Here is a 16,777-nt window from a genome sequence, read left to right as displayed (position 1 = left end):
AGGGGCGTTGCAGCCCCTGTTTTATTTACTTAATTAAGCAAAGTATTTTTCTAGGTCGTCTGAGCCACCAATGTGCTTACCGCCAATAAATACTTGTGGTACGGTTTCACGGCCCGATACAGCTTTAAGGCTGGTAAGTGATGCGCCAGCGCCCATTACGATTTCTTCAAATGCAAAGCCTTTAGCTGTAAGTAGCTCTTTTGCTTTTTTACAGAAAGGACAGCCAGGCTTAGTAAATAGAGTAACTGCTTCTGGTTTTACTTGAGTTGGGTTGATGTAATCAAGCATAGTGTCAGCGTCTGATACTTCAAATGGGTCGCCTGGTAAATCTGGCTCAATAAACATTTTCTCTACTACGCCATCTTTAACCAGCATAGAGTATCTCCAGCTGCGCTTGCCAAAACCTAAATCGTTTTTATCAACTAACATGCCCATGCCGTCGGTAAATTCACCGTTACCATCTGGTAGTAAGGTAATGTTTTGCGCTTCTTGATGTTCAGCCCATGCGTTCATTACAAACGTATCGTTTACTGATACACAAACAATGTCATCAACGCCATTTTGCTTAAGTACGCCAGCTAGTTCGTTATAGCGTGGTAAGTGCGTTGATGAACACGTAGGTGTAAATGCACCAGGTAGTGAAAATACAACAACCGTTTTACCTTTAAAAATGTCGTCTGTAGTCACTGATTTCCATTCGTCGTTTTGACGCGTTGCGAATGTTACGTTTGGGATTGTTTGACCTTCAATATTATTTAACATGTTTTTTAGTTCCTCTTGATTTGTTGATAGCCATTATGGCGAGTATTTAAATATAGTTCCAATCGTTTGTTTGTATTAAACTGATAGATGTAAACTATCAGGTTGAGTGTGAATATGAACTTAAAAGATTTAGAGTATGTCAAAGCGGTTGCCCACTATAAGCATTTTCGTAAAGCGGCCGATGCCTGTTTTGTAAGCCAGCCTACCTTAAGCGGGCAAATTAAAAAGCTTGAGCAAGAATTGGGTGTTATTATTTTTGATCGCTCTACCAAGCACGTTACCTTAACTGCCAAAGGTGAACGTTTATTGACACAAATAGCTGTCGTTCTAGAGCAAACACAAATATTAAAAGAGCTGGCAGCAACATCTAATGAACCACTGCAGGGCAAGCTTACCATTGGTATTATTCCAACGATTGCGCCTTATTTATTACCTACGCTACTAACATCAATGAAAGCAGCGTTTATAAATAGCCAGTTTTCGTTTATTGAAATGCAAACAACCACTATTTTAGCTGCGCTAGAAAGTGGTGAAGTCGACTTTGCAATTTTAGCGGATGTACCTGAACTTAAAAGTTACCATACCATTGATTTATATAAAGAAGACTTTTTAGTTGCCGTATCAAGCGATAACGTATTGTGTAAGCATAAAAAAGTGGCACTGCAAGACCTGCAAGGTTGCAACCTATTAATGTTAAGTGATGGCCATTGCTTTAAAGATCAAGCCCAGCAGTTTTGTTTTTCGGCAGGAGTCGATGTTTCCAGCCAGTATCAAGGAAATAGCCTTGAGACTTTATTAGCGCTGGTGGCGATGGATGATGGAATTACATTTGTGCCAAAACTTGCAGCAATACCACGAGTGGGTATTCATTATTTGCCTATTTTTCCTAATCAACAACGTAATATTGTGTTTGCATGTAGAAAGCATTACCCGCACTTATCTGGGGTTGAGCAATTGGCTCAGTGGTTAAGCGCCCACTCTAATTTAAAGGCTAAACTAAGCGAGGCGCTTTAGCATTTTACACGCGGCTATTGCTCGGCAATCTCTACAATGTCATTAATTTGTACGCCCGGCAAAGGCTGATCATTAATACTAACGGCAATAGCGCTGTGCTGATAAAGCTGCTCAATTCGTATACGGTTAAGTGTAGTGATGGTATGCGGCATAGTGTTGCCTTGTGCGTCGGTTAAATAATTATGATGGGCAATACTCAGTTGTTGGCCTTTTTCTAAGCCATGAGCCTTACCTAAATTAATCACTAATTTATTGTTTTCCATATGCATTATTTTACCTTGAGTAGGTAGACAGGCCATGGCAGCTTGTAGGTCGTAACTTAAGGTTTGGTTTATATCACTAATGCTTTGGCCAAAAGGTGATTGCCAAAACCGATTACTATTTACATCAATAATAGCTGTTTTTTCAAATGGCCAAATTGCTTGGCTTTGATAGCTATTTTGCCATAACGGCTCGTAAGTGGTGCCATTAAATAAGCTAAACTCTATTTGGTAGTGGCGCTGATAGCTTTCATCTTGCCAAAACGCATAGTCGCTATTGAGTTTATCGCTGGTAGATAAACTGGTTATTTGACTTAACAGCACATATTGCGCGTTGCTGCGTGATGAAATTTCTTCTAACTGACTGTTTGAATAGTCATGCTGCTGATTAAAGTAGGTATCAACCTTTATAGCTTTGTTGAAATAGGCAACGGGTATTGCACTCATTTTTGATTTTTGCAACGAGGTATAAATGTTTTTACTGACTGCTTTGTTAATGTCAAATATTTGACCCATTCTCGCTTGTTCACGATTTGTTAATTGGCTTTGCGTGACGGCTATAAACTTATTAAAGTTACTTTGTGGACATTGCTCTGTTTGCGCAAAGATATCTAAGCGTAAGGTAATTGCAAACTCATCACTACTGCGGTTTTCACTGACAAGCTCTATTTTTTGAATTTCGCCTTGGCTACTTATTTTTAGCTGATCTTGGGTTAAAACACCATCAACAAGCGTTTGCACCGAGCTCACCCGCGCACCAGAGAATACAAGGGCTTGGGTAATCGCATCTTTTATTGCAGCGGCCTTTGCACCGGGAATGTCGCTATTTTGAATAACCGCATGGCCTGTAGACTCATACCACTGAGCGTGGGTAAAAGGTGAAAACGTTAATACAGCAGTGGTGCTTAATCCTGCCAATACTGCTTTTAAAAACGACTTCATACTCTTACTCCAATTAAACGTTAGCGTTAATGAGTCTCAGCAAGTAATGTACCACTATTATTTGTTGTTACAGAATATATGTATCACTGGCATTAAACGTGCATAACTGAGTTTAATTAGTTTTTAAAGGGCCTGTATGATGCGAGTAATGCCATTAATGATCACATTAGGCTGCTTAACGTTAAGCGGTTGTAGCAATATATTTGATAAGCACGTTGAATATAAATATGTTGAGCCAAATAATTACCCTGTATTAAAAGCAATAGGGTACGCGCCCATTAGTTTGCAGTCGGGAAGTAATGACACTCAAAAACAGCTTATGGCAATTAAAGCCTCTAAGCTAGAAGCATACCGCGAACTAACGGAACAAGTGTACGGGCAAAAAATTACCGCAGGCACAACCGTCGCAGGCTCTGTTGCCCAAGATGATTATTTACAGAGTAAAGTGCAAGGTATTATAAAAGGCGCGCAAATTATAAAAACTTATGCCGTTAATGATATGTATATTACTGAGCTTGAGCTTAATATGAAGCGCGTACACGACTTGTACATCGGTGAGATAAAACCACGGGAAGTGAAAAAAGTCACTTATTACTAAGCGACAAGTTATTACTCATAAAAAACGCCTAAACGAATAATCGTTTAGGCGTTTTTTTATGAGTATTCTTTAGGCTTTTAGGTTACGCACAATACTGTTGTCAGTATTAACTACGCTACCGGCTTGATCGTAGGTCATAGACGAAGGTGCGCCAATTAAAATACCCTTTAATTGCTTTACACTTAACTGCGCTTGATGCGCTGCGTGAGCGTTAACTTCATTTTGTTTTTGACACTGCTCAAGCTTTTCTCGAGTTAGCTTTATTAAGTCAGCGTTTTCATCTGTTTGCTGATCATTACTGGCAATAAGTTTGCTAAGTTCTTTATCAAGGGTGCTTACACTGGTTAAAAAAGACATTTTTTGTTGGGCAATTTCTTTTAAACCTTCACCTCTTCGAGATGCAATCGCAGTAAGCTCCTGAGTGAGTAACTCGCTCAGTTTTGTTAAGCAAGTAATTTGCTCATTTAGTTTAATTGTAATTAAACTATTGTGATCAGCCATAAACGTTAAACTCAAAGTCTGCTAGATTTTTGGCAAGCTTCTCACTGTCGATTTGATAATTACCTTCAGTAATCGCTTTTTTAAGCTCAGCAACTTTGTTGCTATCAAAACCAGAAGACTGCTGCGCTTTCTCTTGTAACGATTTTAATTGCTTAGCTTGCGGTGTTAAGCTCACCGAATCGCTGGCAGCTTTAGGTGAAGGCGTTTGTGCCGCCTGTGTATTTGCATTATCTCTTTTTAAATCAACTTTTTGCTGTTGAGTGTTTGTTAAAACACTCGGTTGTTGATTTGATTTATTTACTTGACCGACCATAATAAAAATCCGTATATTGCCCAACTGATGCCTTTATATCGGCATTTATTAAAGATACTTTAGCATAAATTTATATTAAATATTTACTTGCACAGACTCTACACCATCTACACGCGCATTTAAAACTTTACCTGTCTTTTTGTTTTCTACTCTTACTTGCTCGCCCAAGGTGCCATCCTCTAATGCAATACCCGTCGTTTTTACTCTTAACCCTTTGATATTAGCATAAATTGTAACAGAATCACCTTTGCACACCATACATATTTGATTTAGTAAAACGGGCATTCCTTCACGGATGTTGCGTTTGCTACGACTACCAATAAGAGCCGTTGGATCTTCAAGGTACTGCGCTCTGATAAAGTGTGCAGGGCGCATATCAATACTTAAATGGGATGGAGTAATCACTTCACCTCGTGCTAAATTGGTAGTTGCAACTACAACAGGTGCTGATTCAGTGATTCTGACATGAACGTACTGTGCCCAGTTGTCACTATCGTTACATTTTATTTGAATAGTGACTTGGCGATTAAAGGGAGGCTCACTTGGCGTTATTAGCTCAGGCTCAGAATTACATTGGCGATCGGGAATGCGGCTATCTAGCGGTAATGCGCTAAACTGTATTTTGTTATCATTTGTAGTCACTGCTTTTTGAGCAACATAAGATACAGCCATTTCTTGCAATAACTCTTTACTAAATACTTGTGCCTTTAGTGGCAAAGCGAAGCAGAGGCTAGCAAGAAAATAAAAAACACTGTATCTTCTGGTTTTTTTTAACAAACTCATAATGTTTCGACTATGCTTATGGTTGCAAACAGGGTATAAATATTTTGCGTCAGAATTTAGACGCCCCCGTTGTGTTATGACGCTTTATTAATTGAAAGCAATTATCGTTCCTTATATTTGTTTTCTTAGGAGATTTAAATGGCAGGTATTTTAGACTCAGTAAACCAACGTACACAGTTGGTTGGGCAAAACCGCTTGGAATTATTGTTATTTAAGCTTAATGGGCGTCAGCGCTTTGGTATTAATGTGTTCAAGGTAAGAGAAGTTCTTCAATGCCCTCCATTGACTAGCATGCCGAAATCTAACACTTATATCCGTGGCGTAGCACATATTCGTGGGCAAACTATTTCGGTAATTGACTTATCTATGGCTGTAGGTGGGCGCCCAATAAAAAGCATAGAAGATGGCTTTATAATAATTGCTGAGTATAACCGTACAGTGCAAGGATTCTTAGTAGGTGGTGTTGAACGTATAGTTAACATGAACTGGGAAAAAATAATGCCACCGCCGTCAGGAGCGGGTCGTTATTCTTATTTAACAGCCGTCACTGAAATTGAAAATGAGCTCGTTGAGATACTCGACGTAGAAAAAATCTTAAACGAAATCTGCCCAGTTAATACTACCGTGAGCGATGATGTTGCCTCGCAAGGTAATATACAAAAAGATTTAGGCGAGAGAATAGTATTTATTGCTGATGATTCGGCTGTTGCGCGAAATCAAGTAAAACGAGCATTGGAACCATTAGGTGTAACAACTGAGTTGGCTAAAAATGGTAAAGAAGCTTTAATAAGATTAAAAGAAATTGCAGAGCTCGATTGCGTAAATGATATTACAGAGCGAGTAGGGCTACTCATTTCTGATGTAGAAATGCCAGAAATGGATGGTTACACGCTGACTGCAGAAATCAAAGCTAATCCTAAACTTGCGCCACTACATGTGATTTTACACACATCATTGAGTGGTGTTTTCAATCAAGCGATGATTGAAAAAGTAGGAGCAGATGATTTTATTGCAAAATTTAACCCAGACGAGCTTGCAACAGCCGTTAATAAATGGGTTCATCGTGATTAATAAACATAGGTGTTATTGATTTGACTAATAAAGATTTGCAGCAAAACGAATACGATCAATTTCGCTTATTTTTAGAACAACAGTGCGGTATTGTTTTAGGTGAAAATAAGCAGTATTTAGTAAAGAGCCGTTTGGCACCATTAATGTCTCGATTTAATGTTGAATCGTTGTCTGAATTGGTAAGTAAAACTCTCGGTGTGCATGAGCGCCAGTTGCGCGCAGCCGTTGTTGATGCCATGACAACCAATGAGACATTGTGGTTTAGAGATCAGTATCCGTTTGAGTTACTTAAAACCAGATTATTCCCTGAGTTTAAAACGTTAAACAGGCCATTAAAAATATGGTCTGCGGCGAGCTCATCAGGACAAGAACCCTACTCAATAGCGATGTCGGTTGCTGAGTTTCAATCCAGCAGCCCTGGTGTTTTAAAAATGGGTGCACAAATAATTGGTACAGATATATCAAATACCATGCTTGATATGTGTAAACATGCTGAATATGATGCATTGGCATTGGCTCGCGGACTCTCTGCTGAACGTCGTAAAAAGTTTTTTAAAGACAGCGGCAATGGTATGGCACAAGTGGTTGATTCATTGAAAAAGCAAGTGAGCTTTAGGCATTTAAATTTGCTCGATTCGTACGCTTTAATGGGTAAGTTCGATATTATATTTTGCCGTAATGTTTTAATTTACTTTTCACCTGAGGTGAAAGCCAAAATAATTGCACAATTCTCTCAAGCACTTAACCCTAAGGGGTATTTATTTTTAGGTGCGTCGGAGTCTATGTCTGGTTTAAGTACTGACTTTGATATGGTGCGTTGTAACCCTGGTATCATTTATCAAAAGAAATGACCTTCATTAATATATTATCCCTCCTCTAAACGACGCCTATTGCGTCGTTTTTTGTTTTTATCATCACTATTTTCACTGCTGGCTCATTTATTGCTTTATCGGTACTGAGTCAATTTTTTGGAGGTAGTTATGGCTATCAGTTTTGATAAAGCATTAGGCGTGCATCCGCATGCGATGTTGATCCGTTCGCAAAGAGCAGAAATGCTCGCTACTAATATCGCAAATGCTGATACGCCCGGCTATAAAGCAAAAGATATCGACTTTGCCTCAGCATTAAAAACGGCAAAGTCCAACCAACTAAGCGGCAATACCATGGTAAGAACCAATGAAAAACATATTGCCGGTGGTACCCGTAGTGTAGGTAGTAATGAACTATTTCGTACGCCAAATCAAACAGATACAGGTGATGGTAACTCTGTTGATATACAAGTGGAACGGAACTTGTATACACAGAATGCTATGGAGTATCAGGCCAGTGTCCAGTTTCTTAATGGTAAATTTAAAGGCCTGAAAAAAGCCCTCGGTAGTCAAGGAGCCTAATTATGAGTTTATATAATGTGTTTGATATTGCTGGTTCTGGTATGAGCGCGCAAAACGTGCGATTAAATACCACGGCAAGTAATATCTCTAATGCCAATACAATTAGCTCTTCACAAAATGAGACGTACCGAGCGCGACAACCTGTATTTGCTGCGGAGCTAACAAAAGCGTCAGCGTCAGCAAGCAACCCACAGGGCTCTGCCGTTGGTGTGAAAGTGTTAGGAGTGGTTGAAAGTAATAAACCACTACAAATCGAATATAACCCAAATCACCCGAGTGCGGATGAAAATGGATATATTTACAAACCCAACGTGAATGTTGTTGAGGAGATGGCAAATATGATTTCTGCTTCTCGCTCTTATCAGACAAATGTTCAAGTTGCTGATGCAGCTAAGCAAATGTTAAGTAAAACACTGCTGTTAGGTCAGCGGTAACTGAGGGTAGCTCATGAGTAACGATATTAGTACTTCTTCATCCTACATGGACTCTTTACGTTGGCAAGATAAGCAAGTGCCAAAAAAAGAAGAGAGTGATGCGTTAACCCAAGAAGATTTCTTTTCGTTGTTAACACAGCAGTTGTCATATCAAGATCCCAGCAAACCAGCTGATAACGATCAGATGATTGCACAAATGACAAACTTTACCATGGCTGAAGGGATCTCAAATTTAAACTCTAACTTTGAGTCTTTAGCTGCGTCGATGACATCAAATTCAGCATTGCAAGCATCAACACTGGTTGGTAAGCAAGCGCTGCTGGAGTCTGACACACTTGAGCTTAATGAGTCGGGTGAGGTAAAGGGAGCGATTGTTGCTGAAAAGCCGGTAGACAATTTAACGCTTCGTATTGAAGATGCATCAGGGCAATTAGTTAAAACTATTGATTTAGGCACGCAGCCTGCAGGTGCGGTTCGCTTTGCATGGGATGGTAAAAACGAAGCGGGTGAACGACTTCCTCCTGGTGAATACAATGTTAAAGCTGAAGGCAGTACGGATGGCGAATTCTCTAGCTTACCAATTGCCTCATTCAAAAATATTGAGAGTGTTAATATTAATGGCTCAAGCGGCATTATTATTAATACCAAAGAAGGTGCGGTTAGGCTGACTGATGTCGCAGAAATCGCGTAATAGATTTTATGTATTTTTTAGCCAATAGGCTAAATATTTTTTAGGTTAGAGGTTAATTATGAGCTTCAATATTGCATTAACAGGCCTTGCTGCCGCACAAAAAGATTTAGATGTTACCGCCAATAATATTGCCAACGTAAATACCACGGGCTTTAAAGAGTCTCGCGCTGAATTTGCTGATGTATACGCATCATCAGTATTTAGCGCCGGTAAAACGAAAAATGGTGATGGTGTACAAACCACTATGGTTGCCCAGCAGTTTCATCAGGGCTCGCTGCAGTTTACTAATAATTCACTGGATTTAGCGATCACAGGTGAGGGGTATTTTGCTACCAGTCAAGACTTAGGCGCACAAGACTTTACCTACACGCGTGCGGGTGCATTTAAGCTTAATAAAGATAACTTTGTTGTAGATGCTAAAGGTAATTTTTTACAAAGCTTCCCAGTTGATGAAGTTAGTGGTGATACGACCTCTGTAAGTCTTAGTACTTCATCTGCTTTACAAATACCAGATTCTTCGGGCTCTCCGCGCTCTACTTCAAACGTTTATACATCATTTAACGTCGATTCTCGAGAAGATGTAATAGCTGTCCCTTTTGATGCAACAGACAGTACTACTTATAACTCTTCGACATCGACCACAATGTATGACTCACTTGGTGAGCCACATGTTCTACAATTCTTTTTTGTAAAAACAGCGCCTAATGAATGGCAAGTACATGGTACGCTTGACAAAACTCCCTTTGATGCAACTGGTGCCGCGACAGCAACACCAAGCCCGCTAAGTACCTTTGGGTTTGATGCTAGCGGTTTGCCTGCAACGACTAATGGTGCTCCAAATGTTGGTCCAACCTTTACTGATGTTAATTTAACCGGAGCTAATTTATCGGGTATTTTATCTAATGGCGCCCAATTTGATGATATTGCGATTAATTGGCGCGATGAGGCCGGTACTGCAAATAGAACGCCTACTCAATATGCGAGTCGCTTTGAGGTGAAAGCACTAGAGCAAGATGGTGCGACAGTAGGTCGCTTAGCGGGTATTGATATTGGTACAGATGGAAAAGTTGTTGCATCTTACAGTAATGGTGATTCAACTTACTTAGGTCAAGTTGCCATGGTGCGCTTTTCAAACTCACAAGGTTTGCAGCAAGTAGGTGACACTTCATGGAAAAAAAGTTTGACCTCGGGGGAACCAATTGCGGGTGAGCCAGGTTCAGGCACACTAGGCAACATTAATTCGTCAGCTCTTGAGCAGTCTAACGTAAACTTAACCAATGAGCTGGTTGATTTGATTAGTGCGCAGCGTAACTTCCAAGCAAACTCTCGTGCGCTTGAGGTTAACTCAACTATTCAACAGAACATCCTTCAGATCAGATAATCATATTTTGATTTACTAAGGCTGCTTAGTGCAGCCTTTTTTATTCCTCTCCTAAAATCTTATTCACACTTAAATTTAATTTGGCACTTATATTGCATTTACTCATGCATAGATTTCTTAATGAGTCGATGTTATGGATAAAATGGTCTACATAGCGGCATCTGGCGCTAAACAAAGCATGCAAGGGCTTGCTCTTAAAGCCAATAATTTGGCAAATGCGAATACCACTGGGTTTAAATCTGATTTTGCGCAAGCACGGTCAATGCAGGCTTTCGGTGAAGGTTTGCCGACTCGTGTTTTTGCTATGCAGGAGCGCCCAGGTTCTAACATGACATCGGGCGGTGTTGTCGAAACAGGTCGCAGCCTTGATATTGCTATGAGTGATAATGCATGGCTGAGTGTTCAGGATGCCTCCGGTAATGAAGCCTATACAAAAGTGGGTTCGTTAAATATAACGGCTGAAGGAATGTTGACTACCAGCGACGGTCGTCAAGTTATTGGCGAAGGTGGGCCAGTCATATTACCTGTACCGATTGAAAAAATTGAATTTAGCAAAGATGGCACTATTCAAGTTCGCCCTCAAGGTGCACCGGCTAACTTTTTAGAAGAAGTTGATCGGCTAAAAGTAGTTGATGCAAACAACGCTACACTCGAGAAGGGTAACGATGGCTTATTTAGAGCTAAACCAGGCCAAATAGTCGAAACATCAGCCAATGTACAAGTATTAGGTGGCACATTAGAAAAATCGAATGTAAATCCTGTGCATGAAATGGTCGATATGATCAGTCATCAACGCCAATTTGAATTACAAGTAAAACTGATGAAAACAGCTGAAGAGATTGACGAACGTCAAGAACAGCTGATGCGCATCGTTTAACTATAACGTGAGGATATTATTATGAATCCAGCATTATGGATAAGTAAAACAGGGCTTGACGCTCAACAAACAGATATATCGGTTATATCAAATAACTTAGCGAATGCCAGTACAGTGGGTTACAAAAAAAGCCGCGCTATTTTTGAAGACTTACTCTACCAAAATATTAATCAACCAGGCGGTCGCTCATCGCAAGACACCGAAATGCCGTCGGGCTTAATGCTGGGCGCGGGTACGAAAGTGGTCGCTAATCAGAAAAACTTTTCCCAAGGTAACATGCTCACCACTGAAAATTCATTAGATTGGATGATTTCTGGTCCTGGATTTTTTGAGGTTTTACAGCCTGATGGCAATATTGCCTATTCGCGTAACGGCCAGTTTACCACCGACGGTGAGGGGCGAGTTGTAACTTCGGGTGCCGGTTACGTTGTTCAGCCTGAAATGAATGTGCCTGATGATGCACAGTCAATCACCGTATCTCAAGATGGTGAAGTGTCAGTTCGAATTAAAGGTCAAGCCGAAAACGTGGTTATTGGTCAAATTACTATTAGTGATTTTATCAATCCGTCGGGCCTTGAGCCTATAGGGCAAAACCTTTATACCGAAACTGCAGTAAGTGGTGCACCTGTTCAAGGTAACCCGGGGGTTGAGGGCTTAGGTACAATTATTCAAGGTTCACTTGAAACATCAAATGTAAATGTGACCGAAGAGTTGGTTAATTTGATTGAAACTCAGCGAGTTTACGAAATGAACTCAAAGGTAATTTCAGCGGTTGATGAAATGATGAGCTACATCAATCAACAACTATAGTCTTGGGGGATTGTATGCGTAATATCATGTTATTTGCAGTAGGGACTTTACTGTTAAGCGGTTGTGTATCTACACAAAATAATGAAGTAGTGCAGGACGATCCCTACTATGCACCTATGTATCCTGAGCCTAATATGGAGCCAGTGGTAGCAACTGGCTCTTTATTCAGTACTCAGTTATCGAATGACTTATATGCCGATAAGAAAGCACTTAGAACAGGCGATATCATTACTGTTAAATTGCAAGAGTCAACCCAAGCCACAAAAGCGGCTAAAACAGAAACAGATAAACAAACAGATGCTAGCCTCGATCCTGTTATTGGTTTAGGTGGTTTACCGGTTAATATTGGTGGCGATAGTATTCAATTTGGGGTTGGTAGTGATGCGTCGTTTAAAGGTGACTCAAAATCAAATCAATCAAACAGCCTAGTTGGCGATATTTCGGTTAACGTGATGCGAGTATTACCAAATGGTAATTTAGTGATTCGCGGTGAAAAATGGCTAACGCTAAATACCGGTGAAGAATTTATTCGCTTAGAGGGGTTAGTGCGTCCACAAGATGTTAATGCTGATAATACCGTTGAGTCTAATCGTATTGCGAATGCGCGTATTCAGTATTCAGGTAAGGGTCAAACTCAAGAGGCACAAAGCCCGGGTTGGTTAACGCGTTTCTTTAGTAGCTCATTGTTTCCCTTTTAGAGGACATTCAACATGAATGGTTTTAAAGTTTTTTGTTTTATGGTGCTACTAGGCTGGCAATTTACTGCCAGTGCTGAGCGAATTAAAGATGTGTCTATGGTCGAAGGGGTGCGCTCAAACCAATTAGTGGGCTATGGATTGGTTGTTGGTTTACCGGGTACCGGAGAGCAAAGCCGTTTTACCGAGCAAAGTTTTAAAGGCATGCTTAATAGTTTTGGTATTACACTACCTGCGAGTTTAAAGCCAAAAATTAAAAATGTTGCAGCGGTTGCTGTTCATGCTGAACTTCCTCCATTTAGAAAGCCAGGGCAAACCATAGATATAACCGTGTCATCGATTGGCAGTGCAGGCAGCTTGCGCGGTGGCACATTACTACAAACATTTTTAAAAGGGGTTGATGGTAATGTATACGCTATCGCTCAAGGCAGTTTAATTGTAGGTGGCTTAGGCGCTGAAGGCCTAGATGGCAGCCGAGTCGTTATTAATACGCCAACGGTAGGGCGCGTGCCAAATGGTGCAACCGTTGAACGTGCCGTTAAAAGCCCATTTATGCAAAACGATTATATAACCTTTAATTTAAATCGTCCGGACTTTACAACCGCAAAACGTTTAGAGAAAACCATTAATGATTTAATCGGCCCAAATAGCGCACAAGCACTCGATGCCGCCTCTATTCGGGTTGTCGCGCCACGAGATGCTTCACAGCGCGTATCGTACTTATCAACTCTTGAAAACTTAGAGTTTAAGCCTGCGGATACTTCGGCAAAAATAATTGTTAACTCACGTACCGGCACTATAGTTATTGGAAAAAATGTAAAATTACAACCTGCGGCAATTACACATGGTGGCCTTACTGTGACCATTGCTGAGCAACAAAATGTGGCGCAGCCAAATCCTCTAGCAGAGGGGGAAACAGTGGTTACCCAACAAAGTATTATTGACGTTAATCAAGATGATTCACGTGCTTTTGTATTTGACCCAGGTGTAAGCCTTGATGATTTAGTTCGTGCTATTAATGAAGTTGGCGCTGCCCCTGGCGATTTAATGGCGATTCTTGAAGCACTTAAAGAAGCCGGTGCAATTAACGGTCAGCTTGTTGTAATTTAGTTTTATAAGACCCTAGACCCTAGGGTCTGATACGACTCTATAACCTTTCACCCTTTACCTTTAACCTTTCATCGCTACTCTTTTTTTGGCTCAATTATTGCATTTCATTAGGTATTATTAATTATTGTGTCAAAAAGCTGATGGAAACAAATCATCTAGATAAGCAAAACTTTTTTGATTTAGGCAACTTAGACTCTTTGCGTCGAGATGCTTTAAACAGCGGTGATGCATCAACCGATGCATCTAAAGCGGCGTTAAAAAAAGCGGCGGCACAATTTGAAGCTATCTTCACCCAAATGCTACTGAAAAGTATGCGTAAAGCCAATGAGGCTTTTGAAGACAAAGAAAGCCCATTTAATGCAAGTGGCGTGAAGTTTTTTGAAGAAATGCACGACCAACAGATGGCTACAGAGCTTTCATCAAATGGCTCTTTAGGTCTTGCTGATTTAATTGTGCAGCAACTATCGCCAGATGGAAAAAACTTTATGCCAGGCTCAGTTCTTCGTACAACGTCAGATTTCTTTAGTGACCAACGTGCGGGTAGCACCTTACCTCATCAAGAAAACCAAAAGGTCACTGAAAAAGTGCCGCTCGTTGATTCAACTGAAAAAAGCGAACAAAACATAGCGTCTGGCACGTTTGAGAATGCTGAGGAATTTGTAAGTACAGTGTGGGAGCATGCAAAAACAGCGGCTAAGAAAATTGGTTTAAATCCGGCGGTTATGGTTGCGCAAGCAGCATTAGAGACTGGTTGGGGTAAACATATTATCAGTAAAGGTGATGGCAATAGCTCAAATAATTTATTCAATATAAAGTCAGATAAAAGTTGGCAGGGCGAAAAAGCCAGTAAGGTCACTTTAGAGTTTGAGCAAGGCGCTGCAGTTAAAAAGCAAGCAAGCTTTAGAGCGTATGACTCAATAAAAGATAGCGTGAATGATTTTGTGGATTTTTTAACACAGAACCCTCGCTATCAAGATGCATTAAACAATACAGCAAAGCCGCACAAATTTTTAGACTCTTTACAGCAAGCCGGTTATGCAACCGACCCTAACTATGCAGACAAAATAAAAAGAGTGCTTAACAGTAACGAGTTAAAGAATATCGCCACAAGCGTTATCCGCCAAGGAGTAGAGTAACATGTCGTTTAATTTATTAAATATTGCTAATTCAGGAATAAGAGCAAACTCTGAGTTATTGCAAACGACAAGTAAAAACATCGCAAACGTCAATACTGAAGGGTATGTACGAGAGCGCACTGAATTTACTACCATGATTGATAATCAGGTGGGCCGCGGTCAAACGTACCGGTTATTAAATGAGTTTGCACAAAAGCAATTAAACCGAGATACCTCAAATAAAAGCTTTTTTGATCAATTTGTTAGCGAGGCGAGTCGGGTTGATCAAATTTTTTCAGAAAAATCAAACAGCTTATCAACTAGTATCAACTCGATGTTTAACAACGTACAAGAAGCACTTAACCAACCTTCATCTACGGTTGCTCGTTCATTAGTGATGAGTGATGCGCAAAATCTGATTGATCAAATGGACCGGCTTGCAGGTATTGTTTCAGAGCAAAAAGCAGTGGTTAATGAGCAATTAGAAATATTTTCTGAAGAGGCGAATACGTTAATCGAAAGTATTAGTTCGTTAAATCAAGAAATTGCGGGTGTTCATGGCACTAAAAACGAAGCAGATGCTAGCTCAGCTTACAATGAGCGTGATAAAGCAATACGTGATTTATCAAAACTAATTGATATAGAAACACTCGATGGCCCTAATGGTGAAAAACAAGTATTTATGGGCACAGGTGAAGCGGTTGTTATGCAAAATGGTTCATTTAACTTGTTTTCGATTAGTGGCGATCCCGATGCTAATTTTAAAGAGTTACGCTTAGATGTAAATGGTGGCCAAGCCGTTCCACTAGAAATAGATCCCACTAAACTCAAAGGTAAAATTGGTGGCTTATTGGCATTTAGAGACGATATTTTGGTGCCTGCACAAAATCAAATAGGTCAGATGGGCATTGCGCTTGCTGATTCGTTTAATCAGCAAAACCGTTTAGGAATGGATGCAAACGGTGAGCTTGGAGGCGATATTTTTGATATCCCAACGGTCAGTGCTTTTGTTTATCAAGCAAATACCGGAACAGCTAATATGTCAGCAACCGTTGAAGCTGGTAAAGGCAGTGAACTACCAGCGAGTGATTTTGTGATCACCTATACGGGGAACCCTAACGAAGTAAGTATTCAGCCAATAGATAATAAAGGCGAGCCTTTAGGCAGTGCATCGTTAGCTGTTATTCCACCGAGTGGCATTATTGACTCTGCGGCAATCACCAGCGGGGAGTCGTTTGGTTTAGAGCTAAACGTAACCGGAGCTGGTAATGCCGGTGATCAATTTCAGATAAAACTTAATAGTGGCGCGGCTGGCAATATATCGCTGACAACAGGTCGGGGCGAAGACATTGCCTTGGCCTCTCCAATTAGAACAGCAGACGGGCTTGATAATACAGGCACTGGGACTATTTCACCGGGTGATGTGAGCGATGTAACTACCGGCAGTTTTACAAACCCTTTAGACTTAGCAAATGGTCCTATTAACATTGTTAAAACTGCTAATGCTAACGAATATCAACTTACTGATGGTAATGGTACAACCACGTTTACGGTTACACCGCCTGCTAACAATATTTTGGCGCAAGCGGGGCCTCCTTATGATGGCTATGGTTTTGACTTTAATATTGAAGGGGTACCGGCTACAGGTGATACCTTTAATTTAGAATTTAATGAAGGCGGTTTTGATGATAACCGTAATGGTCAAAAACTCGCTGACTTACAAAATAGCGACTTAGTACGTCAAAATGTGGTAGCAAGTGCCTCAGCCGATAATCATAAAACCTTGAACCAGGCCTATGCTGGATTAGTAACCGATGTTGGTGTAGTAACCAGTCAAGCAAAAACCAACGGGGCGGCATTTGATGCTTTAGCACAGCAATCAGAAGCCTGGTATGAATCGTTATCCGGCGTAAATTTAGATGAAGAGGCAGCTAATTTGCTGCGTTTTCAGCAATCTTATGCTGCATCGGCTCAAGTACTGTCTGCAGCACGTTCTATTTTTGACACTTTACTGAGTGCGGCGAGGTAA

General features: G+C 40.6%; 19 protein-coding genes. 14 read left to right on the top strand and 5 right to left on the bottom strand.

Annotated elements, in window-relative coordinates:
- Positions 1-33: 33 nt before the first annotated feature.
- On the bottom strand, positions 34-762 hold the full coding sequence (locus KK487_RS11475) for a glutathione peroxidase (RefSeq protein ID WP_008466566.1): 729 nt from the start codon (positions 760-762) through the stop codon (positions 34-36).
- Positions 763-876: 114 nt separating this feature from the next.
- Between KK487_RS11475 and KK487_RS11470 the strand changes: the two genes are divergently transcribed.
- On the top strand, positions 877-1,776 hold the full coding sequence (locus tag KK487_RS11470; RefSeq protein WP_028833973.1) for a LysR substrate-binding domain-containing protein: 900 nt from the start codon (positions 877-879) through the stop codon (positions 1,774-1,776).
- A gap of 14 nt (positions 1,777-1,790) precedes the next feature.
- Here KK487_RS11470 and KK487_RS11465 read toward each other — a convergent pair whose 3' ends face one another.
- Entirely contained in the window at positions 1,791-2,978 is a 1,188-nt protein-coding gene (locus KK487_RS11465) for a flagellar assembly protein T N-terminal domain-containing protein (RefSeq protein WP_013465600.1), read from the bottom strand.
- A 139-nt stretch (positions 2,979-3,117) separates the two neighbouring features.
- On the opposite strand from KK487_RS11465, the gene KK487_RS11460 reads away from it, so the two are divergent.
- The gene (locus KK487_RS11460; protein WP_010387855.1) at positions 3,118-3,576 is read left to right on the top strand and encodes an LPP20 family lipoprotein; all 459 of its coding nucleotides are present in this window, start codon (positions 3,118-3,120) and stop codon (positions 3,574-3,576) included.
- Positions 3,577-3,645: 69 nt separating this feature from the next.
- Here KK487_RS11460 and flgN read toward each other — a convergent pair whose 3' ends face one another.
- From flgN to flgA, 3 genes are all read right to left on the bottom strand, one after another.
- Positions 3,646-4,077 carry a flagellar export chaperone FlgN gene (gene flgN, locus KK487_RS11455; RefSeq protein ID WP_128583555.1) on the bottom strand — a complete coding sequence of 144 codons (432 nt, stop codon included), beginning with the start codon at positions 4,075-4,077 and terminating at the stop codon, positions 3,646-3,648.
- On the bottom strand, positions 4,070-4,390 hold the full coding sequence (gene flgM, locus KK487_RS11450; protein ID WP_013465598.1) for a flagellar biosynthesis anti-sigma factor FlgM: 321 nt from the start codon (positions 4,388-4,390) through the stop codon (positions 4,070-4,072). The genes flgN and flgM overlap by 8 nt, the downstream gene beginning before the upstream one ends.
- 75 nt (positions 4,391-4,465) lie before the next feature.
- The gene (gene flgA / locus KK487_RS11445) at positions 4,466-5,173 is read right to left on the bottom strand and encodes a flagellar basal body P-ring formation chaperone FlgA (protein WP_016899218.1); all 708 of its coding nucleotides are present in this window, start codon (positions 5,171-5,173) and stop codon (positions 4,466-4,468) included.
- A 138-nt stretch (positions 5,174-5,311) separates the two neighbouring features.
- On the opposite strand from flgA, the gene KK487_RS11440 reads away from it, so the two are divergent.
- From KK487_RS11440 to flgK, 12 genes are all read left to right on the top strand, one after another.
- Positions 5,312-6,244, top strand: a complete 933-nt coding sequence (locus KK487_RS11440) for a chemotaxis protein (protein ID WP_013465596.1) — start codon at positions 5,312-5,314, stop codon at positions 6,242-6,244.
- A gap of 20 nt (positions 6,245-6,264) precedes the next feature.
- On the top strand, positions 6,265-7,095 hold the full coding sequence (locus tag KK487_RS11435; RefSeq protein WP_013465595.1) for a CheR family methyltransferase: 831 nt from the start codon (positions 6,265-6,267) through the stop codon (positions 7,093-7,095).
- 129 nt (positions 7,096-7,224) lie between these two features.
- Positions 7,225-7,635 (top strand): flagellar basal body rod protein FlgB, encoded by a 411-nt coding sequence (gene flgB, locus KK487_RS11430; RefSeq protein WP_013465594.1) that lies wholly within the window; start codon positions 7,225-7,227, stop codon positions 7,633-7,635.
- A gap of 2 nt (positions 7,636-7,637) precedes the next feature.
- A complete protein-coding gene (flgC, locus tag KK487_RS11425; RefSeq protein WP_013465593.1) occupies positions 7,638-8,069 on the top strand; it encodes a flagellar basal body rod protein FlgC in 432 nt (143 codons plus the stop codon).
- 13 nt (positions 8,070-8,082) lie between these two features.
- Entirely contained in the window at positions 8,083-8,760 is a 678-nt protein-coding gene (locus KK487_RS11420) for a flagellar hook assembly protein FlgD (protein WP_013465592.1), read from the top strand.
- A 58-nt stretch (positions 8,761-8,818) separates the two neighbouring features.
- Positions 8,819-10,141: a flagellar hook protein FlgE gene (flgE, locus tag KK487_RS11415; protein WP_024602010.1), complete on the top strand. Its 1,323-nt coding sequence runs from the start codon at positions 8,819-8,821 to the stop codon at positions 10,139-10,141.
- Positions 10,142-10,274: 133 nt separating this feature from the next.
- A complete protein-coding gene (locus tag KK487_RS11410) occupies positions 10,275-11,018 on the top strand; it encodes a flagellar basal body rod protein FlgF (protein ID WP_013465590.1) in 744 nt (247 codons plus the stop codon).
- Between the two features lie 21 nt (positions 11,019-11,039).
- A complete protein-coding gene (gene flgG, locus KK487_RS11405) occupies positions 11,040-11,828 on the top strand; it encodes a flagellar basal-body rod protein FlgG (RefSeq protein WP_013465589.1) in 789 nt (262 codons plus the stop codon).
- A 14-nt stretch (positions 11,829-11,842) separates the two neighbouring features.
- Positions 11,843-12,526, top strand: a complete 684-nt coding sequence (flgH, locus tag KK487_RS11400; RefSeq protein ID WP_013465588.1) for a flagellar basal body L-ring protein FlgH — start codon at positions 11,843-11,845, stop codon at positions 12,524-12,526.
- A 12-nt stretch (positions 12,527-12,538) separates the two neighbouring features.
- Complete coding sequence (locus KK487_RS11395) at positions 12,539-13,633, top strand: flagellar basal body P-ring protein FlgI (protein WP_028833974.1); 1,095 nt, start codon at positions 12,539-12,541, stop codon at positions 13,631-13,633.
- Between the two features lie 140 nt (positions 13,634-13,773).
- Positions 13,774-14,769, top strand: a complete 996-nt coding sequence (gene flgJ / locus KK487_RS11390) for a flagellar assembly peptidoglycan hydrolase FlgJ (protein ID WP_008113076.1) — start codon at positions 13,774-13,776, stop codon at positions 14,767-14,769.
- Between the two features lies 1 nt (position 14,770).
- Positions 14,771-16,777 carry a flagellar hook-associated protein FlgK gene (gene flgK, locus KK487_RS11385; protein ID WP_128583035.1) on the top strand — a complete coding sequence of 669 codons (2,007 nt, stop codon included), beginning with the start codon at positions 14,771-14,773 and terminating at the stop codon, positions 16,775-16,777.

This window comes from Pseudoalteromonas sp. SiA1, from assembly GCF_018732205.1.
GTDB lineage: Bacteria > Pseudomonadota > Gammaproteobacteria > Enterobacterales > Alteromonadaceae > Pseudoalteromonas > Pseudoalteromonas tetraodonis.
This window is presented reverse-complemented; position numbering and strand designations above follow the sequence as displayed.